The following is an 18,088-nucleotide window of genomic DNA, read 5'->3' as shown; positions in this document are numbered from 1 at the left end:
GGTATTTTTTACAACTTGGGACTATAGTAATCCCGCCAGGCCGGGGCAAGTGTTTCGCATGGCAACAAAATGTAACAGCCCAAGCCCCTTGCCCCACAGTCTGTAACATGCACTTTCAATCGATACAAGATGTTGAAATGACTTGAAACCAGCGGTTTGTAACAAATCTTGCGTTTGACATCATATTCGGGTTGATTCATGCAGGACAACACGTTACCCTAATACGCGTATGGCTTATATAAAATCGCACTGAATCGCATAAAAGTTGATACAGATCGAATCACCGCGTGCGCATTGACCCGCGTGCGGGGATGCAATAAGAAGAGCAGCTAGAAGAGATCCATACATAACAGGTCGATTTGAGGGAAAAATGAGTTTGTTACTAACCGTGCCGCCCAACCTTGTCCAGTCCATCCGTGCCTTCCGCGTGACCGAATTACAAGACGAGGCGATCCGTCTCGGGCAGCACTTTTTATATGCGCATTGCAACGCTGGACAGACCAAACAACAAGTCATCGGCATTATTGCAGAAGCATTCCTGTTTCCGAAAAACCTGGCGAAGAATTTCGATGCGCTGCGCCTGTGCCTGACGGACACCATGTTCAAGGCAGGCACGCAGACGGGTTTCCTGGTCGTGCTCGAGCAATTGCCAAATACGCAAAAATTCGACAAGGAGGCGCGCGAGATCCTGCTCGACGTGTTCCGCGACGCGGCCGACTACTGGGCCGAGAAGAAAGTCCCGTTCCGCGTCTTCTATTCCTTCGAGTAAATACTTACTCTCGTTGTAGTAGCGTAAAGTCAGCCTTTTTCCGGCCTGAAAGGCAGCCTCGTCCGGTGGAAGCGCTTGTTGCGCGAGCATGTTGCGGCGCAACAATATCGTCGGCCTTTCTTGGTTCGCATCGCCATAGCGGGTACAATGCGCGCTATGAAAAATATCGTTATCCTCATTTCCGGACGCGGCAGCAACATGGAAGCGGTCGTGCGCGCGGCGCAAGCCGAGCAATGGCCCGCCCGTATTGCCGCCGTCATCAGTAACCGGGCCGACGCCCAGGGATTGGTTTTTGCCGCGGAACATGGGATAGCGACCGCAGTCGTTGCCAACAAGGATTATGCCAGCCGAGAACAGTTCGATGCGGCGCTGCAAGCCGTGATCGACGGCTTCGCCCCCGACCTGGTCGTGCTGGCCGGTTTCATGCGCATCCTGACGCCGCCCTTCGTCGAGCATTACGCCGGGCGCATGCTCAACATCCACCCGTCGCTGCTGCCGCTGTTCCCGGGCATGGCGACACACCGCCAGGCGCTCGAGGCGGGTGTCACGGAACACGGCGCGACCGTGCATTTCGTGACTGCCGAGCTCGATCATGGCCCGGCCGTGGCGAGTGCGACAGTCCCCGTCTTGCCAGGCGACACAGAAGAGAGCTTATCGGCGCGCGTGCTGGTACAGGAACATCTGCTTTACCCGCGCGCCATCCGCCTGTTCATTGACGATAAACTGTCAGTCGAGCATGGCCAGGTCCGCGTGGACCCTCAATAAAATATTTTAGAAAGAATAACAATGAGATTGCCACCAGCGATACTTGCCAATGCTGAAGAAGTATTGCGCGAAATTTTACGTTTCACGGCCCCGGCCGACACCACCCTGTCGCGCTATTTCCGCGACCATCCGCGCCTCGGTTCGCGCGAACGCGGCGCCATCGCCGAAGGCATTTATGCCGTCTTGCGCAACAAATCGTTCTTCACGGACTTCGCCGAAGCGGGCAGTGGCCCGACCATGCGCCGCCTGACCATCCTCGGCCTGGCCGAAGCGGTGGGCGCCGATTCGCTGGGCGGCCTGACGGAAGAAGAAGTGGAATGGCTGGAACGCATCACGCAGATCGACCGCAGCCTGATGCCGGCGAACATGCGCGCCAACATGCCGACCTGGCTGTTCGACAAGCTGATCGCCCAGTTCGGCGAAGCGGAAACCATGAAGCTGGCCGATGCGCTGAACGCGCCGGCGCCGCTGGACTTGCGCGTGAACTCGCTCAAGGCCACGCGCGACGACGTGATGCTGGCCTTGGCCGAAGCGCCTATCCTCAGCACGCCGACGCCATATGCGCCGCTGGGCTTGCGCGTCATCAAAAAACCATCATTGCAAAACCTGCCCCTGTTCCAGAGCGGCGCCATCGAAGTGCAAGATGAGGGCAGCCAGATCCTGTCGCAGATCGTCGGCGCCAAGCGCGGCGAGATGGTCGTCGATTTCTGTGCCGGCGCAGGCGGCAAGACCCTTGCGCTGGGCGCGCTGATGCGCAACACGGGCCGTTTGTATGCATTCGACGTGTCGGAAAAGCGTCTGGCCAAGCTGAAGCCACGCATGGCCCGCAGCGGCCTGTCGAACGTGCATCCGGTACAGATCGCGCATGAGCGCGATGCCAAGATCAAGCGCCTGGCCGGCAAGATCGACCGCGTGCTGGTCGATGCCCCCTGCAGCGGCCTGGGCACCCTGCGCCGTAATCCGGACGTGAAATGGCGCCAGCAGCCGAACTCGATCGTCGAGCTGCAAGCCAAGCAGGCAGCCATCCTGGCCGGCGCGGCGCGCCTGGTCAAGGGCGGCGGCCGCCTGGTGTACGCCACCTGCAGCTTCCTGAACGAAGAAAACGATTTTATCGCCGAGCAATTCCTGGCAGCCCATCCGGACTTCACCCTGGTGCCGATGAACAAGGTGCTGGCCGAACAGAAGATCGACCTGGAAATGGGCGACTACCTGAAATTGTTGCCGCACCTGCACCAGACCGACGGCTTCTTCGCCGCCGTGTTCGAGCGCAAGGTCATGCCGAAAAAAGTCTACGCCGATGAAAAACCGGCCGACGACGTTGACGCTGAAGCAGCCGAGTAAGTTTTCACGCGCCACCGCCGCAGCATCGCAGCGGTGGCCATGCACTTGCGCCAGCCTGTCTGGCACAGGCTGTGGGCGCCCCGCCCCTTGATCTCCCCGCACCATCTTCCAGATTCCGACCGCCATGAATGAAACCCCGCTGCTCAACCTGATCACCGACTTTGTCGACGATTTCCGTCAACCTGCCATCCTGTGGCAGGCGCTGGTCATCGTCGCTTGCCTGGCCTTGAGCTGGTTGCTGGTGCGGCAGTTGCGCGAGTTCCTGCACAAGCGGGCGGAAGCGGCCGCCACGCCGGCCACGCCGGAAACCTTGCAGCGCACGGACAGCTTCATCCGTATCCTGACGCCCGTGCTGGCGGCCATGCTGCTGGGTATTGCACAGCATTTCCTGGCCAAGTTCCAGTCGGTGAATCTGCTCAGCATTGCGATTCCCCTGTGCACGTCGATGGCGCTCGTGCGCTTCGGTTTTTACGTGTTGCGCCGCATTTTTGCCCGCCATGGCGAGATCAGTCCCACCATGTTGTTGTTGGAAAAGATCTTCACGGTCGTGGTGTGGGCCGGCATGGCCCTGTACATCACGGGCCTGTGGCCGGACCTGCATGCCTTCCTGGAAGGTATCGTCGTGCCGCTGGGCCGCAACAAAGTATCCGTGGCTGCCATCTTGCAAGCCGCTATTTCCGTGGCCGTGCTGCTGGTGCTGGCCATGTGGGCCGGCACGTCGCTCGACGAGCGCCTGATGAAAATGCAGGGCCTGCACACGTCCTTGCGCGTGGTGCTGTCGCGCATGGGCCGCGCCGTGCTGATCCTCGTTTCCGTGCTGGTCAGCCTGTCGCTCGTGGGCATCGACCTGACGGTGCTGTCCGTGTTCGGCGGCGCCTTCGGCGTGGCGCTGGGCTTTGGCTTGCAAAAGATCGCCGCCAACTTCGTGTCCGGTTTCATCATCCTGCTCGACCGCAGCCTGACCATCGGCGACATGATCACGGTGGGCCAATTCACGGGCAAGGTCACGCAGATCAATACGCGCTATACTGTGTTACTGGGGGGCGATGGCGTCGAATCCATCGTGCCCAATGAAATGCTGATTTCCGGCGGCGTGCAGAACATGTCGCTGAGCAACCGCATGGTCTGGCTGTCGACGGCCGTGTCGGTGGGTTACGAAACGGACCTGGACGTCATCTTCCCCTTGCTGGAAGCGGCGACGGCCAAGGTGCCGCGTGTGTCGCAAAGTAATCCGCCATCGGCTACCCTCGTGCGTTTCGGCGCCGACGGCCTCGATGTGCAGATCGGCTTCTGGATCGCGGATCCGGAAAACGGCACGGGCGGCGTGAAGTCGAACGTGAACCGCGCCATCTGGCGCACCTTGCAGGAACATAAGGTTACTGTACCGTTTCCGCAACGCGAATTGCGTATTGTTGGTACGCCTCCTGCCCCGCTCGCCAGCGCGGCAGACGGTGAGTCCGCCCCATCCGGCACCCAGCCTTAACCTCGCTGCCTGCCTCCGATTTTGCCTGATAGCACCCATTAGGGCGTACAATCACGCCTAAAATTAACTCTGCCGGACCTCCAGAGTCACTGGAGCGACCGTGCGTTCGCCCTGTCCACTTGGAGTAGTAGTAATGACATTGAGTTCCGTTTTACACGACGTTTTGCAGTTCATGGCAACTGGCATTACTGATCTGTCCGCATGGCAAGTTTTCCTGTACACCATGGTGGTCACGCATATCACGATCGCCAGCGTCACGATTTACCTGCACCGCCACCAGGCCCACCGCGCGCTGGAATTGCATGCGATTCCCAGCCATTTCTTCCGTTTCTGGCTGTGGCTGACGACGGGCCAGGTCACCAAGGAGTGGGCGGCTATCCACCGCAAGCACCATGCCAAGTGCGATACGGAAGAAGATCCGCACAGCCCCGTGACGCGCGGCATCAAGAAAGTGTTCTGGGAAGGCGCCGAGCTGTACCGTGCTGAATCGAAGAACATGGAAACCATGGCCAAGTACGGTCACGGCACGCCGACGGACTGGATCGAACGCAATCTGTATACCAAATACAGCTGGCTGGGCGTGGTCATCCTGTTCTTCGTGAACTTCGTCCTGTTCGGCGTGATCGGCATTTCCGTGTGGGCCGTGCAAATGGTGTGGATCCCGATCACGGCGGCCGGCATCATCAATGGCATCGGCCACTATTGGGGCTACCGCAACTACGATTGCGCCGACGCGGCCACCAACATCATTCCTTTCGGCATTTTGATCGGCGGCGAAGAGTTGCACAACAATCACCATACGTATGCGACGTCGGCCAAGCTGTCGTCGAAATGGTATGAAATCGATATCGGCTGGGCGTATATCCGCGCGCTGGAAATGCTGGGCCTGGCCAAGGTGAAAAAACTGGCGCCGGAACCGAAGTTTTCCCATGGCAAGCTGGAAGCGGACTTCGAGACCTTGCAGTCCGTCATCGCCAACCGCTATGACGTGATGGCCAAGTATGCAAAATCGATCAAGCATGCCTGGAAAGAAGAACTGGAACACCTGAAGCACAAGGCCGAGCTGGAAAAGCGCTTCCTGAAGTCGTCGCGCAAGCTGATGCAGCGCGAACCGGGCAAGCTGGCCGATGCGCACCACGAGCAACTGTCCGAATTGTTCCAGCACAGCAAGGCGCTGGAAACCATGCACCACATGCGCGTGGAACTGGGTGCCATCTGGGAGCGTTCGCACTTTACGCGTGAACAGTTGCTGCAAAAGCTGCAAGACTGGTGCGCGCGTGCCGAAGCGTCGGGCATCAAGTCGCTGCAGGATTTTTCCTTGCGCCTGCGCAGCTATGCCTGAGTAAGCTGCTGCCGCACATGAAAGCCCTGGTTTCCAGGGCTTTTTTTTCGTTCAGGCAAAAGGGAAAGGGAAGGGCGTAAAAAGCAGGGCGAAAAAAAACCGCTCATCGGAGCGGCTCTTTTTACAGAACACAATATCAATTACTTGATTTTGGTTTCTTTGTACGTGACGTGCTTGCGTGCTTTAGGATCGAATTTCATGATCTCCATTTTCGCAGGCGTCGTACGCTTGTTTTTGGTGGTCGTGTAGAAGTGACCCGTACCGGCGGTCGATTCTAACTTGATTTTGTCGCGGCCTGATTTTGCCATGATAGCTCCCTTATTCTGCTAATTAGACTTTTTCGCCACGAGCGCGCATATCGACCAATACGGCGTCGATGCCGACTTTATCGATGACGCGCAGACCGGCGTTGGACAAACGCAGGGAGACCCAGCGGTTTTCAGATTCAACAAAAATACGACGATTCTGCAAGTTAGGCAAAAAACGACGTTTGGTTTTGTTGTTTGCATGGGAAACATTGTTGCCGACCATCGGCTTCTTCCCAGTGACTTGGCAAACACGTGCCATGGCGCACTCCTTAAAGATATTCCAAATTGGAAAAACGAGAGTATATCCAAAATAAGCAGATTTATCAATGACTTGCGAAAAACAATTGTGTCATGTTGTGTTGATATAATTTAACAATTTGGCTTTTACCTTTCCTCATGGGGAAAAGCACTTGTAAACAGCGTTGTTTACTGCTAGGCAAGCCTGCTGCCCTTGTCACGTATGTCCTTGTTTACACATGGTTAACTGCGCTGTAGCGGGCTCTGGCCTAGATTTGTCCATGTTCCGCGAACGAATGTACTTGCCGTCCGGCCACGATGAAATGGTCGAGGATGCGCACGTCGACCAGCGACAACGCTTGCATCAGCGCGCGCGTCAGTAACAGATCCGATTCGCTGGGCTCGGGGGTGCCGGACGGATGGTTGTGCGCCAGCATGACGCTGGCCGCGTTGTGCAGCAGCGCCTGCTTGACCACTTCGCGCGGATACACGCTGGTGTGGGTGAGGGTGCCGCGAAACATTTCCTGGGTGGTGATCAAGCGGTTCTTGACGTCCAAAAACAACACGTGAAACGCTTCATGCGCCAGGTTGCCCAGCGTCAGGCGCAAATAGTCTTTGACGGCGTGCGGCGAATTGAGGGCCTGGCCGGCCTGCAAGTCCTCGATGATGGCGCGCCGCGCCAGTTCCAGCACGGCTTGCAGTTGGGCAAACTTGGCGCTGCCCATGCCATGCACGGCGGAAAAACTCACGAGGCTGGCGCCAAACAGGCCCCGCAAGGAGCCGAAGTGCTCGACCGTGTCGCGCGCCAGTTCCACGGCGCTCTTGCCGCGCACGCCCGTGCGCAGGAAGACGGCCAGCAATTCCGCGTCCGACAGCGATTGCGCGCCATCCTCGATCAGGCGTTCGCGCGGCCGTTCGCCGACCGGCCAGTCCTTGATGCCCATGCTGTTCTCCTGTTTGTCATCGGCGCGTGCCCCAGCATGGCCTTCTTTGACGAAGCCATGGGGCAGGCGCGGCCAGTGTGGCTTACAATATCGTTTTGCACCAGTTACCTGAAAACTACTATGTCCAACGAGCAACCAGCAGTCGTCACCGAAGCGGCTTACCTCACCCTGCATTATCGTCTTGCTACTGTTGACGGTACTGATATTGTCACGACCTTCAGCGGAAATCCCGCGACCTTGATGCTGGGTCAGGGCCAGCTGGCGCCATTCCTCGAGCAGCGTCTGCTGGGCTTGTCAGAAGGCACGCACCAGACCTTCGAGCTGGCCGCTGGCGAAGGCTTTGGCGAGCGCAATCCCGAGCTGGTGCAGTCCGTCTCGCGCGCGACGCTGGACGAGAACTCGGTGCCGGGCGCCGACTACAAGATCGGCGACCTGGTCGACTTCGCCGCGCCGGGCGGCGGCCGCTTTGCCGGCGTGCTGCGCGAAATGCGCGACGATTCGGCCCTGTTCGACTTCAACCATCCGCTGGCCGGCCAGCCGCTGCGTTTTGAAGTCCAGCTCATTTCGGTCCTGTAAGGAGTAGCGATGGATAAAGAACTGTTACTGGCCCAGCCCCGCGGTTTCTGCGCTGGCGTCGACCGGGCGATCGAAATCGTCGAGCGCGCCTTGCAGCAATTTGGCGCGCCGATCTACGTGCGCCATGAAATCGTCCACAACGCCTATGTGGTGGCCGACTTGCGCAACAAGGGCGCCATCTTCATCGACGACCTCGATGACGTGCCTGCTGGCAATACGCTCGTGTTCTCCGCCCATGGCGTGTCGAAAGCCGTGCGTGCCGAGGCGGAATCGCGCGGCCTGAGCATTTTTGACGCGACTTGCCCGCTCGTCACCAAGGTGCACATGGAAGTGGGCAAGATGCGCCGCGAAGGCCGCGAGATCATCATGATCGGCCACGATGGCCATCCCGAGGTCGAAGGCACGATGGGCCAGGCCGATATGGGCATGCATCTGGTGGAAACGCTCGACGATGTGGCGAACTTGCAGGTTGCCAATCCGGACAGCCTGGCCTATGTTTCGCAAACAACGTTGTCAGTTGACGACACCAGCGACATTATTGCGGCCTTGAAAGCGAAATATCCGAATATCGCCGAGCCGAAAAAAGGCGACATTTGCTACGCCACCACGAACCGTCAGGAAGCCGTGAAATTCATGGCGCCGCAAGTGGAAGTGGTGATCGTCGTCGGCAGCCCGAACAGCTCGAATTCGAACCGTCTGCGCGAAGTGGCCGAGAAGATGGGCACGCCTGCCTACATGGTCGACAATGCTTCGCAGATCGACCCGGCCTGGCTGGAAGGCAAGCTGCGCGTGGGTGTGACGGCTGGCGCCTCGGCGCCCGAGGTGCTGGTGCAGGCCGTTATCGACCGCTTGAAAGAGTGCGGCGTGAAGAGCGTGCGTCCGCTCGACGGGGTGCAGGAAGCCGTCACGTTCCCGATGCCGAAAGGCCTCGACGGCATCAAGCGCGACGTCGCCTGAGTCTGTTCTGCGACTGACTATCGATGAAATAGTCGCCTCAAAACCGAATTTAATTCGGAAATGATCGTTTTATTCCAAGTTTAGTTTTCGCAAAAGATCGTTATGATTGTTCCAAGCTTGAATGTGTTGTCGTTATAGCCAAGCACGGTCACGCCCGTTTTGAGTGCGTGCACCATGCTGGTGAGAACGGTCAGGGATGGCACTGCAGGAATTCTTCCTCCGGTGCCGTTTTTGTATCAGCGGCCCATGTTCTGGCGGAAGTTGTTCCCGAAAATGCATATTTGATAGGGCAATCATGGATACATTCATCCAGCAGATCATTAACGGCTTGGTGTTGGGCAGCATGTATGCCTTAGTCGCCCTCGGTTACACCATGGTGTACGGCGTTTTGAACCTGATCAACTTCGCCCACGGCGACGTGCTCATGATCGGTGCCATGGTGGGCTTGACCATCCTCAAGCTGCTGGGTATTTATGTGCCGGACTGGCCCGGCTACCTGAAACTGGCCACCGCCATCCTCGGCGCCATTCCCATCTGTATCCTGGTCAATATTCTCATCGAGCGGGTCGCCTACCGCCGCCTGCGCAACGCCCCCCGCCTCGCCCCCCTGATTACCGCCATCGGCGTCTCCATCCTGCTGCAAACCTTCGCCATGATGATCTGGACGCGCAATCCCTTGCCCTTCCCGCAATTGCTGTCGACCGACCCCATCAACATAGGCGGCGCCGTGATTTCGCAAACGCAAGTGCTGCTGCTGGCCCTGGCCGCGCTGTCGATGGGCGGCCTGGTGCTGCTGGTGGAAAAAACGAAGATGGGCCGCGCCATGCGCGCCACGGCGGAAAACCCCCGCGTGGCAGGGCTGATGGGCGTCGATTCCGACAAGGTCATCGTGGCTACCTTTGCCATCGGCGCCGCGCTGGCGGCCGTGGCGGGCGTGATGTGGGGCGCCAACTATGCCTCCATTCAATTTTCCATGGGCGCCATTCCCGGCCTGAAAGCCTTTTGCGCGGCTGTGCTGGGCGGTATCGGCAATATCTATGGCGCCATGCTGGGCGGTATCTTGCTGGGCATTATCGAGAGCCTCGGCGCCGGCTATATCGGCGACATCACGGGTGGCTTCCTGGGCAGCCACTACCAGGACATCTTTGCCTTCGTCGTGCTGATCATCGTGCTGACCCTGCGCCCGTCCGGCATCATGGGCGAACGTGTGGCCGACCGTGCCTGATGTAAAACTGGGAGATTAAATCATGGCACTACTCGACTTTGACGCTAAGAAAAATCCGACCAAAGCCTACGCCGGCATGCTGGGCCTGGCCGCGCTGCTGATGGTGTTCCCGTTTTTTGCCGCCCAGTTCGGCAACTCGTGGGTGCGCATCATCGACATGGCCTTGCTGTACATCATGCTGGCCCTGGGCTTGAACATCGTCGTCGGCTTTGCCGGCCTGCTCGACCTCGGCTACATCGCCTTCTATGCCGTGGGCGCCTATCTGACGGCCTTGCTGGCGTCGCCCCAGTTCGCCATCCTGCTCGAATCGGTGGTCAATCAATATCCGGTGCTGGGCGAAACCCTGGTGCAGCTGATGGGGCCGGAAATCCGCGAAAACGGCATTCATTTGTCGATCTGGATCATCGTGCCCTTGGCCGCAGCCGTGGCCGGCCTGTTCGGCGCCCTGCTGGGCGCGCCGACGCTCAAGTTGCGCGGCGACTACCTGGCCATCGTCACCCTGGGCTTTGGCGAGATCATCCGCATCTTCATGAACAATTTGAATGACCCGATCAATTTCACGAATGGGCCGCAAGGCATCAATCTGATCGACCCCATCCGCATCTTCGGCGTCAACCTGGCGGGCGAGGCAGGCACCAACAGCACCGTCACGGTGGCCGGCTTTTCCATGCCGTCCGTGAACGCCTATTACTTTTTGTTCCTGTTCCTGTGCATCGCCGTCGTGTTCGTCACCAAGCGCCTGCAGCATTCGCGCCTGGGCCGTGCCTGGGTGGCCATCCGCGAAGACGAGATCGCCGCCAAGGCCATGGGCATCAACACGCGCAACGTCAAGCTGCTGGCCTTTTCCATGGGCGCCTCGTTTGGCGGCGTGGCCGGTGCCATGTTTGCCTCGTTCCAGGGTTTTGTCTCGCCGGAATCGTTTTCGCTGACGGAATCGATCGCCGTGCTGGCCATGGTGGTGCTGGGCGGCATCGGCCACATCCCCGGCGTGATCCTCGGCGGCGTGATCCTCGCCTCGATACCGGAAGTGCTGCGCCACGTGGTGGAACCGGCCCAACAGGCGCTGTTCGGCCGCGTGGTGATCGAGGCGGAAGTGCTGCGTCAGTTGCTGTACGGCCTGGCCATGGTCTTGATCATGCTCAACCGTCCTGCCGGCCTGTGGCCATCGCCGAAGCACGAAGACCGGCCCGACCACGACGTCGACCAGCCGAACAAATCCACCGGCGTCGTGTCCGCTTAAGGGAGGGATAGCATGAGCGAACAGATCATTCTCAATATTGCCGGCGTGAATAAACGTTTTGGCGGCTTGCAGGCGCTCACCGACGTGGGCATCACCATCCGGCAAGGGCAGATCTATGGCTTGATCGGCCCGAACGGCGCCGGCAAGACGACGTTTTTCAACGTCATCACCGGCCTGTACCAGCCCGACACGGGCACTTTCGAGCTGGCCGGCAAGCCGTATTCGCCATCCGCGCCGCACAAGGTGGCCAAGGCGGGCATTGCGCGCACCTTCCAGAACATCCGTTTGTTTGGCGACATGACGGCGCTGGAAAACGTCATGGTGGGGCGCCACGTGCGTTCGCACCAGGGCGTGTTCGGCGCCATCTTCCGCCACAAGGCGGCGCGCGAGGAAGAGGCATCGATCCGCAAGCGGGCGATGGAGCTGCTCGACTTCGTCGGCATCGCCCAGTTCGCCAGCCGCACGGCGCGCTTTTTGTCGTATGGCGACCAGCGGCGCCTGGAAATCGCCCGCGCGCTGGCCACCGATCCCACCCTGCTGGCGCTCGACGAACCGGCGGCCGGCATGAACGCGACGGAAAAGCTGGCCCTGCGCGAGTTGCTGGTGAAAATCAAGGCCGAAGGCAAGACCGTGCTGTTGATCGAGCACGACGTGAAACTGATGATGGGACTGTGCGACCGCATCACGGTGCTCGAATACGGCAAGCGCATCGCGGAAGGCTTGCCGGCCGAAATACAACAAAATCCTGCCGTCATCGAGGCTTACCTGGGAGGATCGCACGCATGAGTAACGATGGCTTGAACAAGAATGTATTGAAGGTATCTGGTTTGCACGTGGCCTACGGCGGCATCAAGGCGGTGAAAGGCATCGACCTGGAAGTGAACCAGGGCGAGCTGATCGCGCTGATCGGCGCGAACGGCGCCGGCAAGACGACGACCTTGAAAGCCATCACTGGGACTTTGCCTGCCTGCAAGGTCGAGGGCACGATCAGCTACCTGGGCGAAACGCTCAAGGGCACGAAATCGTTCCATCTGGTGGAAAGGAAACTGGCCATGGTGCCGGAAGGGCGCGGCGTATTCACCCGCATGTCGATCCGCGAAAACCTCATGATGGGCGCCTACACGCGCACGGACAAGGCCGGTGTCGAGGACGATATCGCCAAGTGGTTCGACGTGTTTCCTCGCCTCAAGGAAAGGGCGGCGCAGATGGCCGGCACCCTGTCGGGCGGCGAGCAGCAGATGCTGGCCATGGCGCGCGCACTGATGAGCCATCCGAAGCTGCTGCTGCTCGACGAGCCATCGATGGGCCTGTCGCCCATCATGGTCGAGAAAATCTTCGAGGTGATCCGCAAGGTGTCGTCCGAAGGCATCACGATCTTGCTGGTCGAACAGAATGCCCGCTTGGCCCTGCAGGCGGCGCACCGCGGCTATGTGATGGATTCCGGCCTCGTCACCATGGGCGGCAACGCGGCCGCCATGCTCGATGACCCGCGCGTGAAGGCGGCATATCTGGGGGAATAAGAACGATCAGACATAAAAAATGCCCCAGCTGGGCTGGGGCATAATGGCATCCGTCGGGGAAGTGCGGGATGGATGCCTGGAGGAGCCAGTGCAGCGGACCGCCGGAGCGGTCACGCAAGAATTACTTGGCGGCAGCGCGTGGCACGACTTTTTCAGCTGCTTGCGTGAACTGGTTCACGGCCGACGTCAGGTTCGCTTCGATGGCTTCGACGGCTTGCTTGCTGGTTTTCGAGAATTGCTCGTAGCCTGCATTGGCGTTGCCGATGGCGCTTTTCAGGATGGCGACGGCGTTTTCCGAACCGGCTGGCGCGTTCTTGGTGACTTCTTCCACCAGCGAAATCACTTTGCGGTTGGTTTCAGCGATTTGCGATTCGGCTGCTTTGCTGAACTCGGCTTGGGTGCCGGACGTGATGGCAGCCAGGTGACGACCGTAAGCGATGGCTTTTTCGGCGCTAGGCTGGGCTTGAGCAGCGCTCAGCGAGAAGAATTCTTGTGGATCTTTTGCCGACAGCAATTGCTTGGCGGCGGCGGTCGATTCTTCCAGGGTCGCCTTGGCGGCCGTCAGGTTCAGTTCGACGATCTTTTCGATGCCTTCGAAGGCCTTGCCCGTCAGCGACGAGAACAGGGCGAATTGGGCTTCCAGGTTGGCTTTGGTAGCGGACGAAAATTGCTCAGGAATTGAAAACATATAAATCTCCAAAAAATCGAAATCTGGTTAATTTGATGCTGCGTGTACCGTTTGGGAAAGCAGGTGAATCTAAATTTTTCAAGCTGAACAAGAATTGTGCAACGCAACAAACTCTATTCTACGGTGAAAAAAAACGAAGTCAAGCGTTTCTTGTGCGATGCAACAATTGAATAGATTTGGATCAAAAGTCGTTGTTTCTAAAGAGAAATATTTGATTTCTGCGTGTCAATGGTTTATGTCTAAACTATTGTTTCCAGCGGCTACGGGGACGATTGCGGCGCAGCATGCTAGACTTTGGCTCCCGCACTGGCGCAGCGCCCCTGTGCCGATCCTGTTTCCCGAGTTGATACCATGTCCAATCTTCCCGCCGCGGCTGGCGCCAGCGGCAAAGCCTCTCTTCTGACCACTCTGACGCCGATGGCCTTGCCCGGTTTCTTCGTGTTGTTATGGAGCACAGGTTTTATCGTGGCCAAGTTTGGCCTGCCGTACGCCCCCCCGCTGACCTTTTTGCTGCTGCGTTTCCTGGGCGTGCTGGTGATTCTGCTGCCGCTGGTGCTGCTGTTGCGCGCGCCGTGGCCCGTGGGACAGTTCCGCCAGATCGCCGTGGCCGGCATCTTGATGCAGGCCGGTTACCTGGCCGGTGTCTGGTGTGCCATCAAGCTGGGCATGCCGGCCGGCCTGTCCGCGCTGATCGTGGGCATGCAGCCCGTGCTGACGGCCTGCGCCGCACCGCTGATCGGCGAATCCGTGCGCCCGCGCCAGTGGCTGGGCCTGTTCTTTGGCTTGCTGGGCGTGGCCCTCGTCGTGTATGCGAAGATCAACCTCGTGGGCCTGACCGTGGAAAGCGTGCTGCTGTGCGTATTCGCCTTGCTGTCGATGACGGCCGGCACCATGTACCAAAAACGCCACTGTCCGCAATTCGACTTGCGCACCGGCACGGTGGTGCAGTTTGCCGCTTCCATCGTCGTGGTCTTGCCATTCGTCCTGTATTTCGAAGGGCTGGACCTGCATTTCAGCAATGTGCAATGGACGGCGAACTTCATCGGCGCCTTGCTGTGGTCGGTACTCGTGCTGTCCATCGGCGCCATCTTCCTGCTGTTCGCCCTGATCCGCCGCAGCGACGCGACGAAAGTGACGGGCTTGCTGTACCTGACGCCGCCCACGACGGCCGTGATGGCCTGGCTGATGTTTGGCGAAGCATTCAATATGCTGGGCATCGCCGGCATGCTGGTGGCCGTGATCGGCGTCGTGTTTGTGGTCAAGAAATAGATAAGCTATAGCAGGAGAGCAGGGCAGTGAACAAGCAAGCATCTGAAACCCGGGCGGCGCAGCAAGCCGTCGACGCCGTCATTCTGTCGCGCCGTTCTATCCGCGCCTTTTTGCCCACGCCGGTGGCGCAGGACGATATCGCGCGCATCCTGGAGGTGGCGGCGCGCGCGCCCTCGGGTGCCAACATGCAGCCGTGGAAAGTGTATGTGCTGTCGGGCGAGGCGCGCGCGCGCCTGTCGCGCCGCATCCTGGAAGCGTATGCGGCGCCGAAAGTGCCCGATGCGCCCGCCCGCACGGCGTCGTACACCTATTACCCGCGCCAGTGGACGGCGCCGTTCATCGAGCGCCGGCGCAAGATCGGCCTGGACCTGTACCAGCTGCTGGGCCTGGAGCGGGGCGATACGGCCGGCATGGCGGCCCAGCATGGGCGCAATTTCCAGTTTTTCGATGCGCCCGTCGGCCTGATCTTTACCATCGAGCGGGTGCTGGAGCAGGGTTCCTGGCTCGACTATGGCATGTTCTTGCAAAACATCATGCTGGCGGCGCGCGCGCGTGGGCTCGACACGTGCCCGCAGGCAGCCTTCATCCATTACCATGACATCATCCGCGACGAGCTGGACGTGCCGGCCAGCGAAATGGTGGTGTGCGGCATGGCCCTCGGCTATGCCGATCCGGACAAGATCGAAAACCGCCTGAGCACGGAACGCGAGCCGCTGGCCGGCTTTGTTAAATTCATGGACAAATAGACATGCCAGCGATGAGCACAAGCAAACAGCCGATTAAGGATGAGCTTGTTTGCTGATCGCCAACGATTTGTCTTTCAGTACTGCAATAAATACTGTCCTAACTGTTAAATGGGCTTGCGATTACTCTGCATTTCGCTACACTGCAATTAGGCAACAGCTTCACGGGGAATTATCGAATGGCTAAGTTTAAACTTGCGCTGGGTGTCCTGGCTTCCCTGCTGTTTGCACTGGCGCCGGCTGCGGCCGTGCACGCCAAGGAAGCGAACGGCAAATCCTCAGCCTCCAAGAAACACAACACCAAGAAAGTCAAAGTCGTGCTGCGCAAGGGCGCGACGGCCGCACCGCGCGAAAAGACCGTGCGCCGGGTCGTCATGGTGCGCGGCAAACGCAAGGTCATCTATCAAAAGGTCAGCAGCGTGGCCGTTCCCATGGCCGCGCCGATGCCCACCATGGGCGACCTGGCCGGCCTGAACCTCACGCGCGATCCGCTCGACCTCAAATCGAGCGTGGCGCTGGTGCTGGACCAGAACAATTCGGAAGTGCTGTTTGAAAAGAATTCAAATGTTGCCCTGCCCATCGCCTCCATCACCAAGATGATGACGGGCCTGGTGGTGGTCGAAGCGCACCAGGACATGGATGAATTGCTGACGATCACGGACGAGGACGTCGACCGGGCCAAGTTCAGCAGCTCGCGCCTGAAAGTGGGCTCGCAATTGACGCGCGCGAATATGCTGCACATCGCCCTGATGAGCTCGGAAAACCGCGCCGCCTCGGCGTTGGGTCGCAATTATCCGGGCGGCTTGCCGGCCTTTGTCGACGCCATGAACAGCAAGGCGCGCCAGCTGGGCATGATGGATACGCATTATGTCGATTCCAGCGGCTTGTCGAAGATGAACGTGGCCAGCGCGCGCGACCTGGGCAAGCTGGCCATGGCCGCCTTCCGCCATCCGTTGCTGCGCGAGTACTCGACGGACCCGAAAGCCATCGTCGAAGCCAGCGGCCAGCCCATGCAGTTCGGCAATACGAATCACCTGGTGGCCAACCCGGGCTGGGAGATCGGCCTGCAAAAGACGGGCTTCATCAATGAGGCTGGACGTTGCTTGATGATGCAGGCCGTCATCGAAGGACGGGCCGTGATCATGGTTTTCCTTGATTCCAAGGGTAAACAGTCGCGTACGGCCGATGCGGGACGCATGCGCAAGTGGCTGGAAGCATTGAAACCTGCCAACATGAGCTTGCCCGGCGGCTAAAAATGTCCATGGCGGCGTTGACCGGGGTCTGACCCGTCGGGTCAGACCCCAGCTTTAGTCCTGAGGAATAAACCCCAAAGTCACTGAAATCTGGTTCGCCGTTTCCACCAGGTCCACCAGCCACTCATCCTGCAGACGGTCGGCCGGGGCCGAGATCGACAGGCCGGCGATCAGCTTGCCCGAATCGTCGCGGATGCCGGCGGCCATGCAGCGCACGCCCAGTTCCAGCTCTTCATTGTCGCGCGCATAGCCGCGTTCGCGCACCAGGCTCAGTTCGCGTTCGAGCTTTTGCAGATCCGTGATGGAATTCTTGTTGTGCCCAGCCAGTCCCGTGCGCGTGGCATACGCGCGGATGGCTTTCGGTTCGTCGACGGAGAGGAACAATTTGCCCGTCGAGGTCAGGTGCAATGGCCCGCGGCCGCCGATGGCGCGCACGACCTGCATGCCCGAGCGTTCGGAAAAGGCGCGGTCGATATAGACGATCTCGTCGCCCTGGCGCACGGACAGGTTGATGGTTTGCTGGGTTTTCTTGTGCAGCTGGCGCATGAAGTCCAGCGCCGCTTCGCGCACGCTGAGGCGGCTTTTCACCACATTGCCCAGTTCCAGCAGGCGCATGCCCAGCCGGTACGTGCCCGGTTCGATGCGGTCGACAAAGCGCGTCAGCACCATGTCGTTGAGGATGCGGTGCGCCGTCGAGGGGTGCAGACCGGAAACTTTTGACAATTCCTTCAGGCTGACCGGGTCGGAATATTTGGCCAGGGCGTCGAGCAGGGCGACCATGCGCTCGATCACCTGGATCGTCGTCTTCGGGGCAGCGACCGGTTCAATTTTCATGATGGATTTGGTGCAATGCAGTATTCATCCTTCTTTATACCATGATGTGAAAAAATAGTGAAATGTTCCGAGATGGATAGCGAAAAAATTGTCACAATCCCTATGCCGGCCATCATAATGTGACCACGTGTGTAACTTTGGAAAACCATGCAACCTGTGAATGAATTCAAGAGCAAAAGCGGCTTGAAACGGATTTTCTCCGCCTTTTCCTACTCGCTCGACGGTTTGAAGGCGGCCTGGCGTCATGAACATGCGTTCCGCCAGGAGCTGGGCCTGTTCCTCGTCGGCACGGTGATCGCTTTGCTGCTGCGCATTTCCGCGTTTGAAAAGCTGGTGCTGATCGGCGTGCTGCTGCTGGTGCTGATCGTCGAACTGATCAATTCGGCAATCGAAGCCGTGGTCGACCGTATTTCGCTCGAACGCCATCCGCTGTCGAAAAACGCCAAGGACTTCGGCAGCGCGGCCGTGCTGCTGACCTGCATCCTGGCCTTCGCCACCTGGTCCGTCATCCTGTTCAACCGTTTTTATTAAGCACTAAATCCCCGCTGCGCGCCGTCCATATGTGAAAAACGCATATCAAACGGCGAAACGCTT

Annotated in this window: 20 protein-coding genes; 15 read left to right on the top strand and 5 right to left on the bottom strand. The window is 59.1% G+C overall.

Annotated features, from left to right (window positions below; all coding sequences use genetic code 11):
• Window positions 1-370 precede the first annotated feature (370 nt).
• The 5 genes from CLU90_RS12935 (at window position 371) to CLU90_RS12915 (ending at window position 5,700) form a co-directional block, all read left to right on the top strand.
• Window positions 371-769, top strand: coding sequence for a barstar family protein (locus tag CLU90_RS12935; protein ID WP_034747450.1), 399 nt, complete (start codon window positions 371-373; stop codon window positions 767-769).
• Between the two features lie 156 nt (window positions 770-925).
• Window positions 926-1,534 carry a phosphoribosylglycinamide formyltransferase gene (gene purN, locus CLU90_RS12930; RefSeq protein ID WP_092711215.1) on the top strand — a complete coding sequence of 203 codons (609 nt, stop codon included), beginning with the start codon at window positions 926-928 and terminating at the stop codon, window positions 1,532-1,534.
• 21 nt (window positions 1,535-1,555) lie between these two features.
• A complete protein-coding gene (locus CLU90_RS12925) occupies window positions 1,556-2,875 on the top strand; it encodes an RsmB/NOP family class I SAM-dependent RNA methyltransferase (protein ID WP_092711213.1) in 1,320 nt (439 codons plus the stop codon).
• A 124-nt stretch (window positions 2,876-2,999) separates the two neighbouring features.
• The gene (locus CLU90_RS12920) at window positions 3,000-4,358 is read left to right on the top strand and encodes a mechanosensitive ion channel family protein (RefSeq protein WP_092711211.1); all 1,359 of its coding nucleotides are present in this window, start codon (window positions 3,000-3,002) and stop codon (window positions 4,356-4,358) included.
• A gap of 172 nt (window positions 4,359-4,530) precedes the next feature.
• Window positions 4,531-5,700 (top strand): DesA family fatty acid desaturase, encoded by a 1,170-nt coding sequence (locus CLU90_RS12915; RefSeq protein WP_442906695.1) that lies wholly within the window; start codon window positions 4,531-4,533, stop codon window positions 5,698-5,700.
• Window positions 5,701-5,840: 140 nt separating this feature from the next.
• On the opposite strand, the gene rpmG is transcribed toward CLU90_RS12915, so the two are convergent.
• The 3 genes from rpmG to radC all read right to left on the bottom strand — a co-directional run bounded on the left by rpmG (window position 5,841) and on the right by radC (window position 7,189).
• On the bottom strand, window positions 5,841-6,008 hold the full coding sequence (rpmG, locus tag CLU90_RS12910; RefSeq protein WP_010400929.1) for a 50S ribosomal protein L33: 168 nt from the start codon (window positions 6,006-6,008) through the stop codon (window positions 5,841-5,843).
• Window positions 6,009-6,030: 22 nt separating this feature from the next.
• Entirely contained in the window at window positions 6,031-6,267 is a 237-nt protein-coding gene (rpmB, locus tag CLU90_RS12905) for a 50S ribosomal protein L28 (protein ID WP_010400928.1), read from the bottom strand.
• Between the two features lie 247 nt (window positions 6,268-6,514).
• On the bottom strand, window positions 6,515-7,189 hold the full coding sequence (gene radC / locus CLU90_RS12900; RefSeq protein ID WP_092711207.1) for a RadC family protein: 675 nt from the start codon (window positions 7,187-7,189) through the stop codon (window positions 6,515-6,517).
• A gap of 120 nt (window positions 7,190-7,309) precedes the next feature.
• Here radC and CLU90_RS12895 point away from each other — a divergent pair, with 120 nt between their 5' ends.
• The 6 genes from CLU90_RS12895 (at window position 7,310) to CLU90_RS12870 (ending at window position 12,707) form a co-directional block, all read left to right on the top strand.
• Window positions 7,310-7,765, top strand: a complete 456-nt coding sequence (locus tag CLU90_RS12895; protein WP_092711205.1) for an FKBP-type peptidyl-prolyl cis-trans isomerase — start codon at window positions 7,310-7,312, stop codon at window positions 7,763-7,765.
• Window positions 7,766-7,774: 9 nt separating this feature from the next.
• Window positions 7,775-8,722 (top strand): 4-hydroxy-3-methylbut-2-enyl diphosphate reductase, encoded by a 948-nt coding sequence (gene ispH, locus CLU90_RS12890; RefSeq protein WP_092711203.1) that lies wholly within the window; start codon window positions 7,775-7,777, stop codon window positions 8,720-8,722.
• A gap of 295 nt (window positions 8,723-9,017) precedes the next feature.
• Window positions 9,018-9,947, top strand: coding sequence for a branched-chain amino acid ABC transporter permease (locus tag CLU90_RS12885; RefSeq protein ID WP_092711201.1), 930 nt, complete (start codon window positions 9,018-9,020; stop codon window positions 9,945-9,947).
• A gap of 22 nt (window positions 9,948-9,969) precedes the next feature.
• Complete coding sequence (locus tag CLU90_RS12880; protein WP_100428094.1) at window positions 9,970-11,187, top strand: ABC transporter permease subunit; 1,218 nt, start codon at window positions 9,970-9,972, stop codon at window positions 11,185-11,187.
• 12 nt (window positions 11,188-11,199) lie between these two features.
• Complete coding sequence (locus CLU90_RS12875) at window positions 11,200-11,973, top strand: ABC transporter ATP-binding protein (protein ID WP_034785170.1); 774 nt, start codon at window positions 11,200-11,202, stop codon at window positions 11,971-11,973.
• Window positions 11,974-11,984: 11 nt separating this feature from the next.
• Window positions 11,985-12,707 (top strand): ABC transporter ATP-binding protein, encoded by a 723-nt coding sequence (locus CLU90_RS12870; protein ID WP_100429444.1) that lies wholly within the window; start codon window positions 11,985-11,987, stop codon window positions 12,705-12,707.
• A gap of 121 nt (window positions 12,708-12,828) precedes the next feature.
• Here CLU90_RS12870 and CLU90_RS12865 read toward each other — a convergent pair whose 3' ends face one another.
• Window positions 12,829-13,395 (bottom strand): phasin family protein, encoded by a 567-nt coding sequence (locus CLU90_RS12865; RefSeq protein WP_092711195.1) that lies wholly within the window; start codon window positions 13,393-13,395, stop codon window positions 12,829-12,831.
• A 351-nt stretch (window positions 13,396-13,746) separates the two neighbouring features.
• Between CLU90_RS12865 and CLU90_RS12860 the strand changes: the two genes are divergently transcribed.
• The 3 genes from CLU90_RS12860 (at window position 13,747) to pbpG (ending at window position 16,660) form a co-directional block, all read left to right on the top strand.
• Window positions 13,747-14,664, top strand: coding sequence for a DMT family transporter (locus CLU90_RS12860; RefSeq protein WP_100428093.1), 918 nt, complete (start codon window positions 13,747-13,749; stop codon window positions 14,662-14,664).
• A gap of 26 nt (window positions 14,665-14,690) precedes the next feature.
• On the top strand, window positions 14,691-15,410 hold the full coding sequence (locus CLU90_RS12855; protein WP_092711191.1) for a nitroreductase: 720 nt from the start codon (window positions 14,691-14,693) through the stop codon (window positions 15,408-15,410).
• A gap of 176 nt (window positions 15,411-15,586) precedes the next feature.
• Window positions 15,587-16,660 carry a D-alanyl-D-alanine endopeptidase gene (pbpG, locus tag CLU90_RS12850; RefSeq protein WP_092711189.1) on the top strand — a complete coding sequence of 358 codons (1,074 nt, stop codon included), beginning with the start codon at window positions 15,587-15,589 and terminating at the stop codon, window positions 16,658-16,660.
• Between the two features lie 54 nt (window positions 16,661-16,714).
• Here the strand turns inward: pbpG and CLU90_RS12845 are convergent, their stop codons facing one another.
• The gene (locus tag CLU90_RS12845; RefSeq protein ID WP_046685991.1) at window positions 16,715-17,494 is read right to left on the bottom strand and encodes an IclR family transcriptional regulator; all 780 of its coding nucleotides are present in this window, start codon (window positions 17,492-17,494) and stop codon (window positions 16,715-16,717) included.
• Window positions 17,495-17,641: 147 nt separating this feature from the next.
• Between CLU90_RS12845 and CLU90_RS12840 the strand changes: the two genes are divergently transcribed.
• The gene (locus tag CLU90_RS12840) at window positions 17,642-18,025 is read left to right on the top strand and encodes a diacylglycerol kinase (RefSeq protein ID WP_100428092.1); all 384 of its coding nucleotides are present in this window, start codon (window positions 17,642-17,644) and stop codon (window positions 18,023-18,025) included.
• The last annotated feature ends 63 nt before the right edge of the window (window positions 18,026-18,088 follow it).

This window comes from Janthinobacterium sp. 67, from assembly GCF_002797895.1.
GTDB lineage: Bacteria > Pseudomonadota > Gammaproteobacteria > Burkholderiales > Burkholderiaceae_D > Janthinobacterium.
The sequence above is the reverse complement of the archived record's forward strand: the minus strand, read 5'-3'. Positions and strand labels throughout refer to the sequence as shown.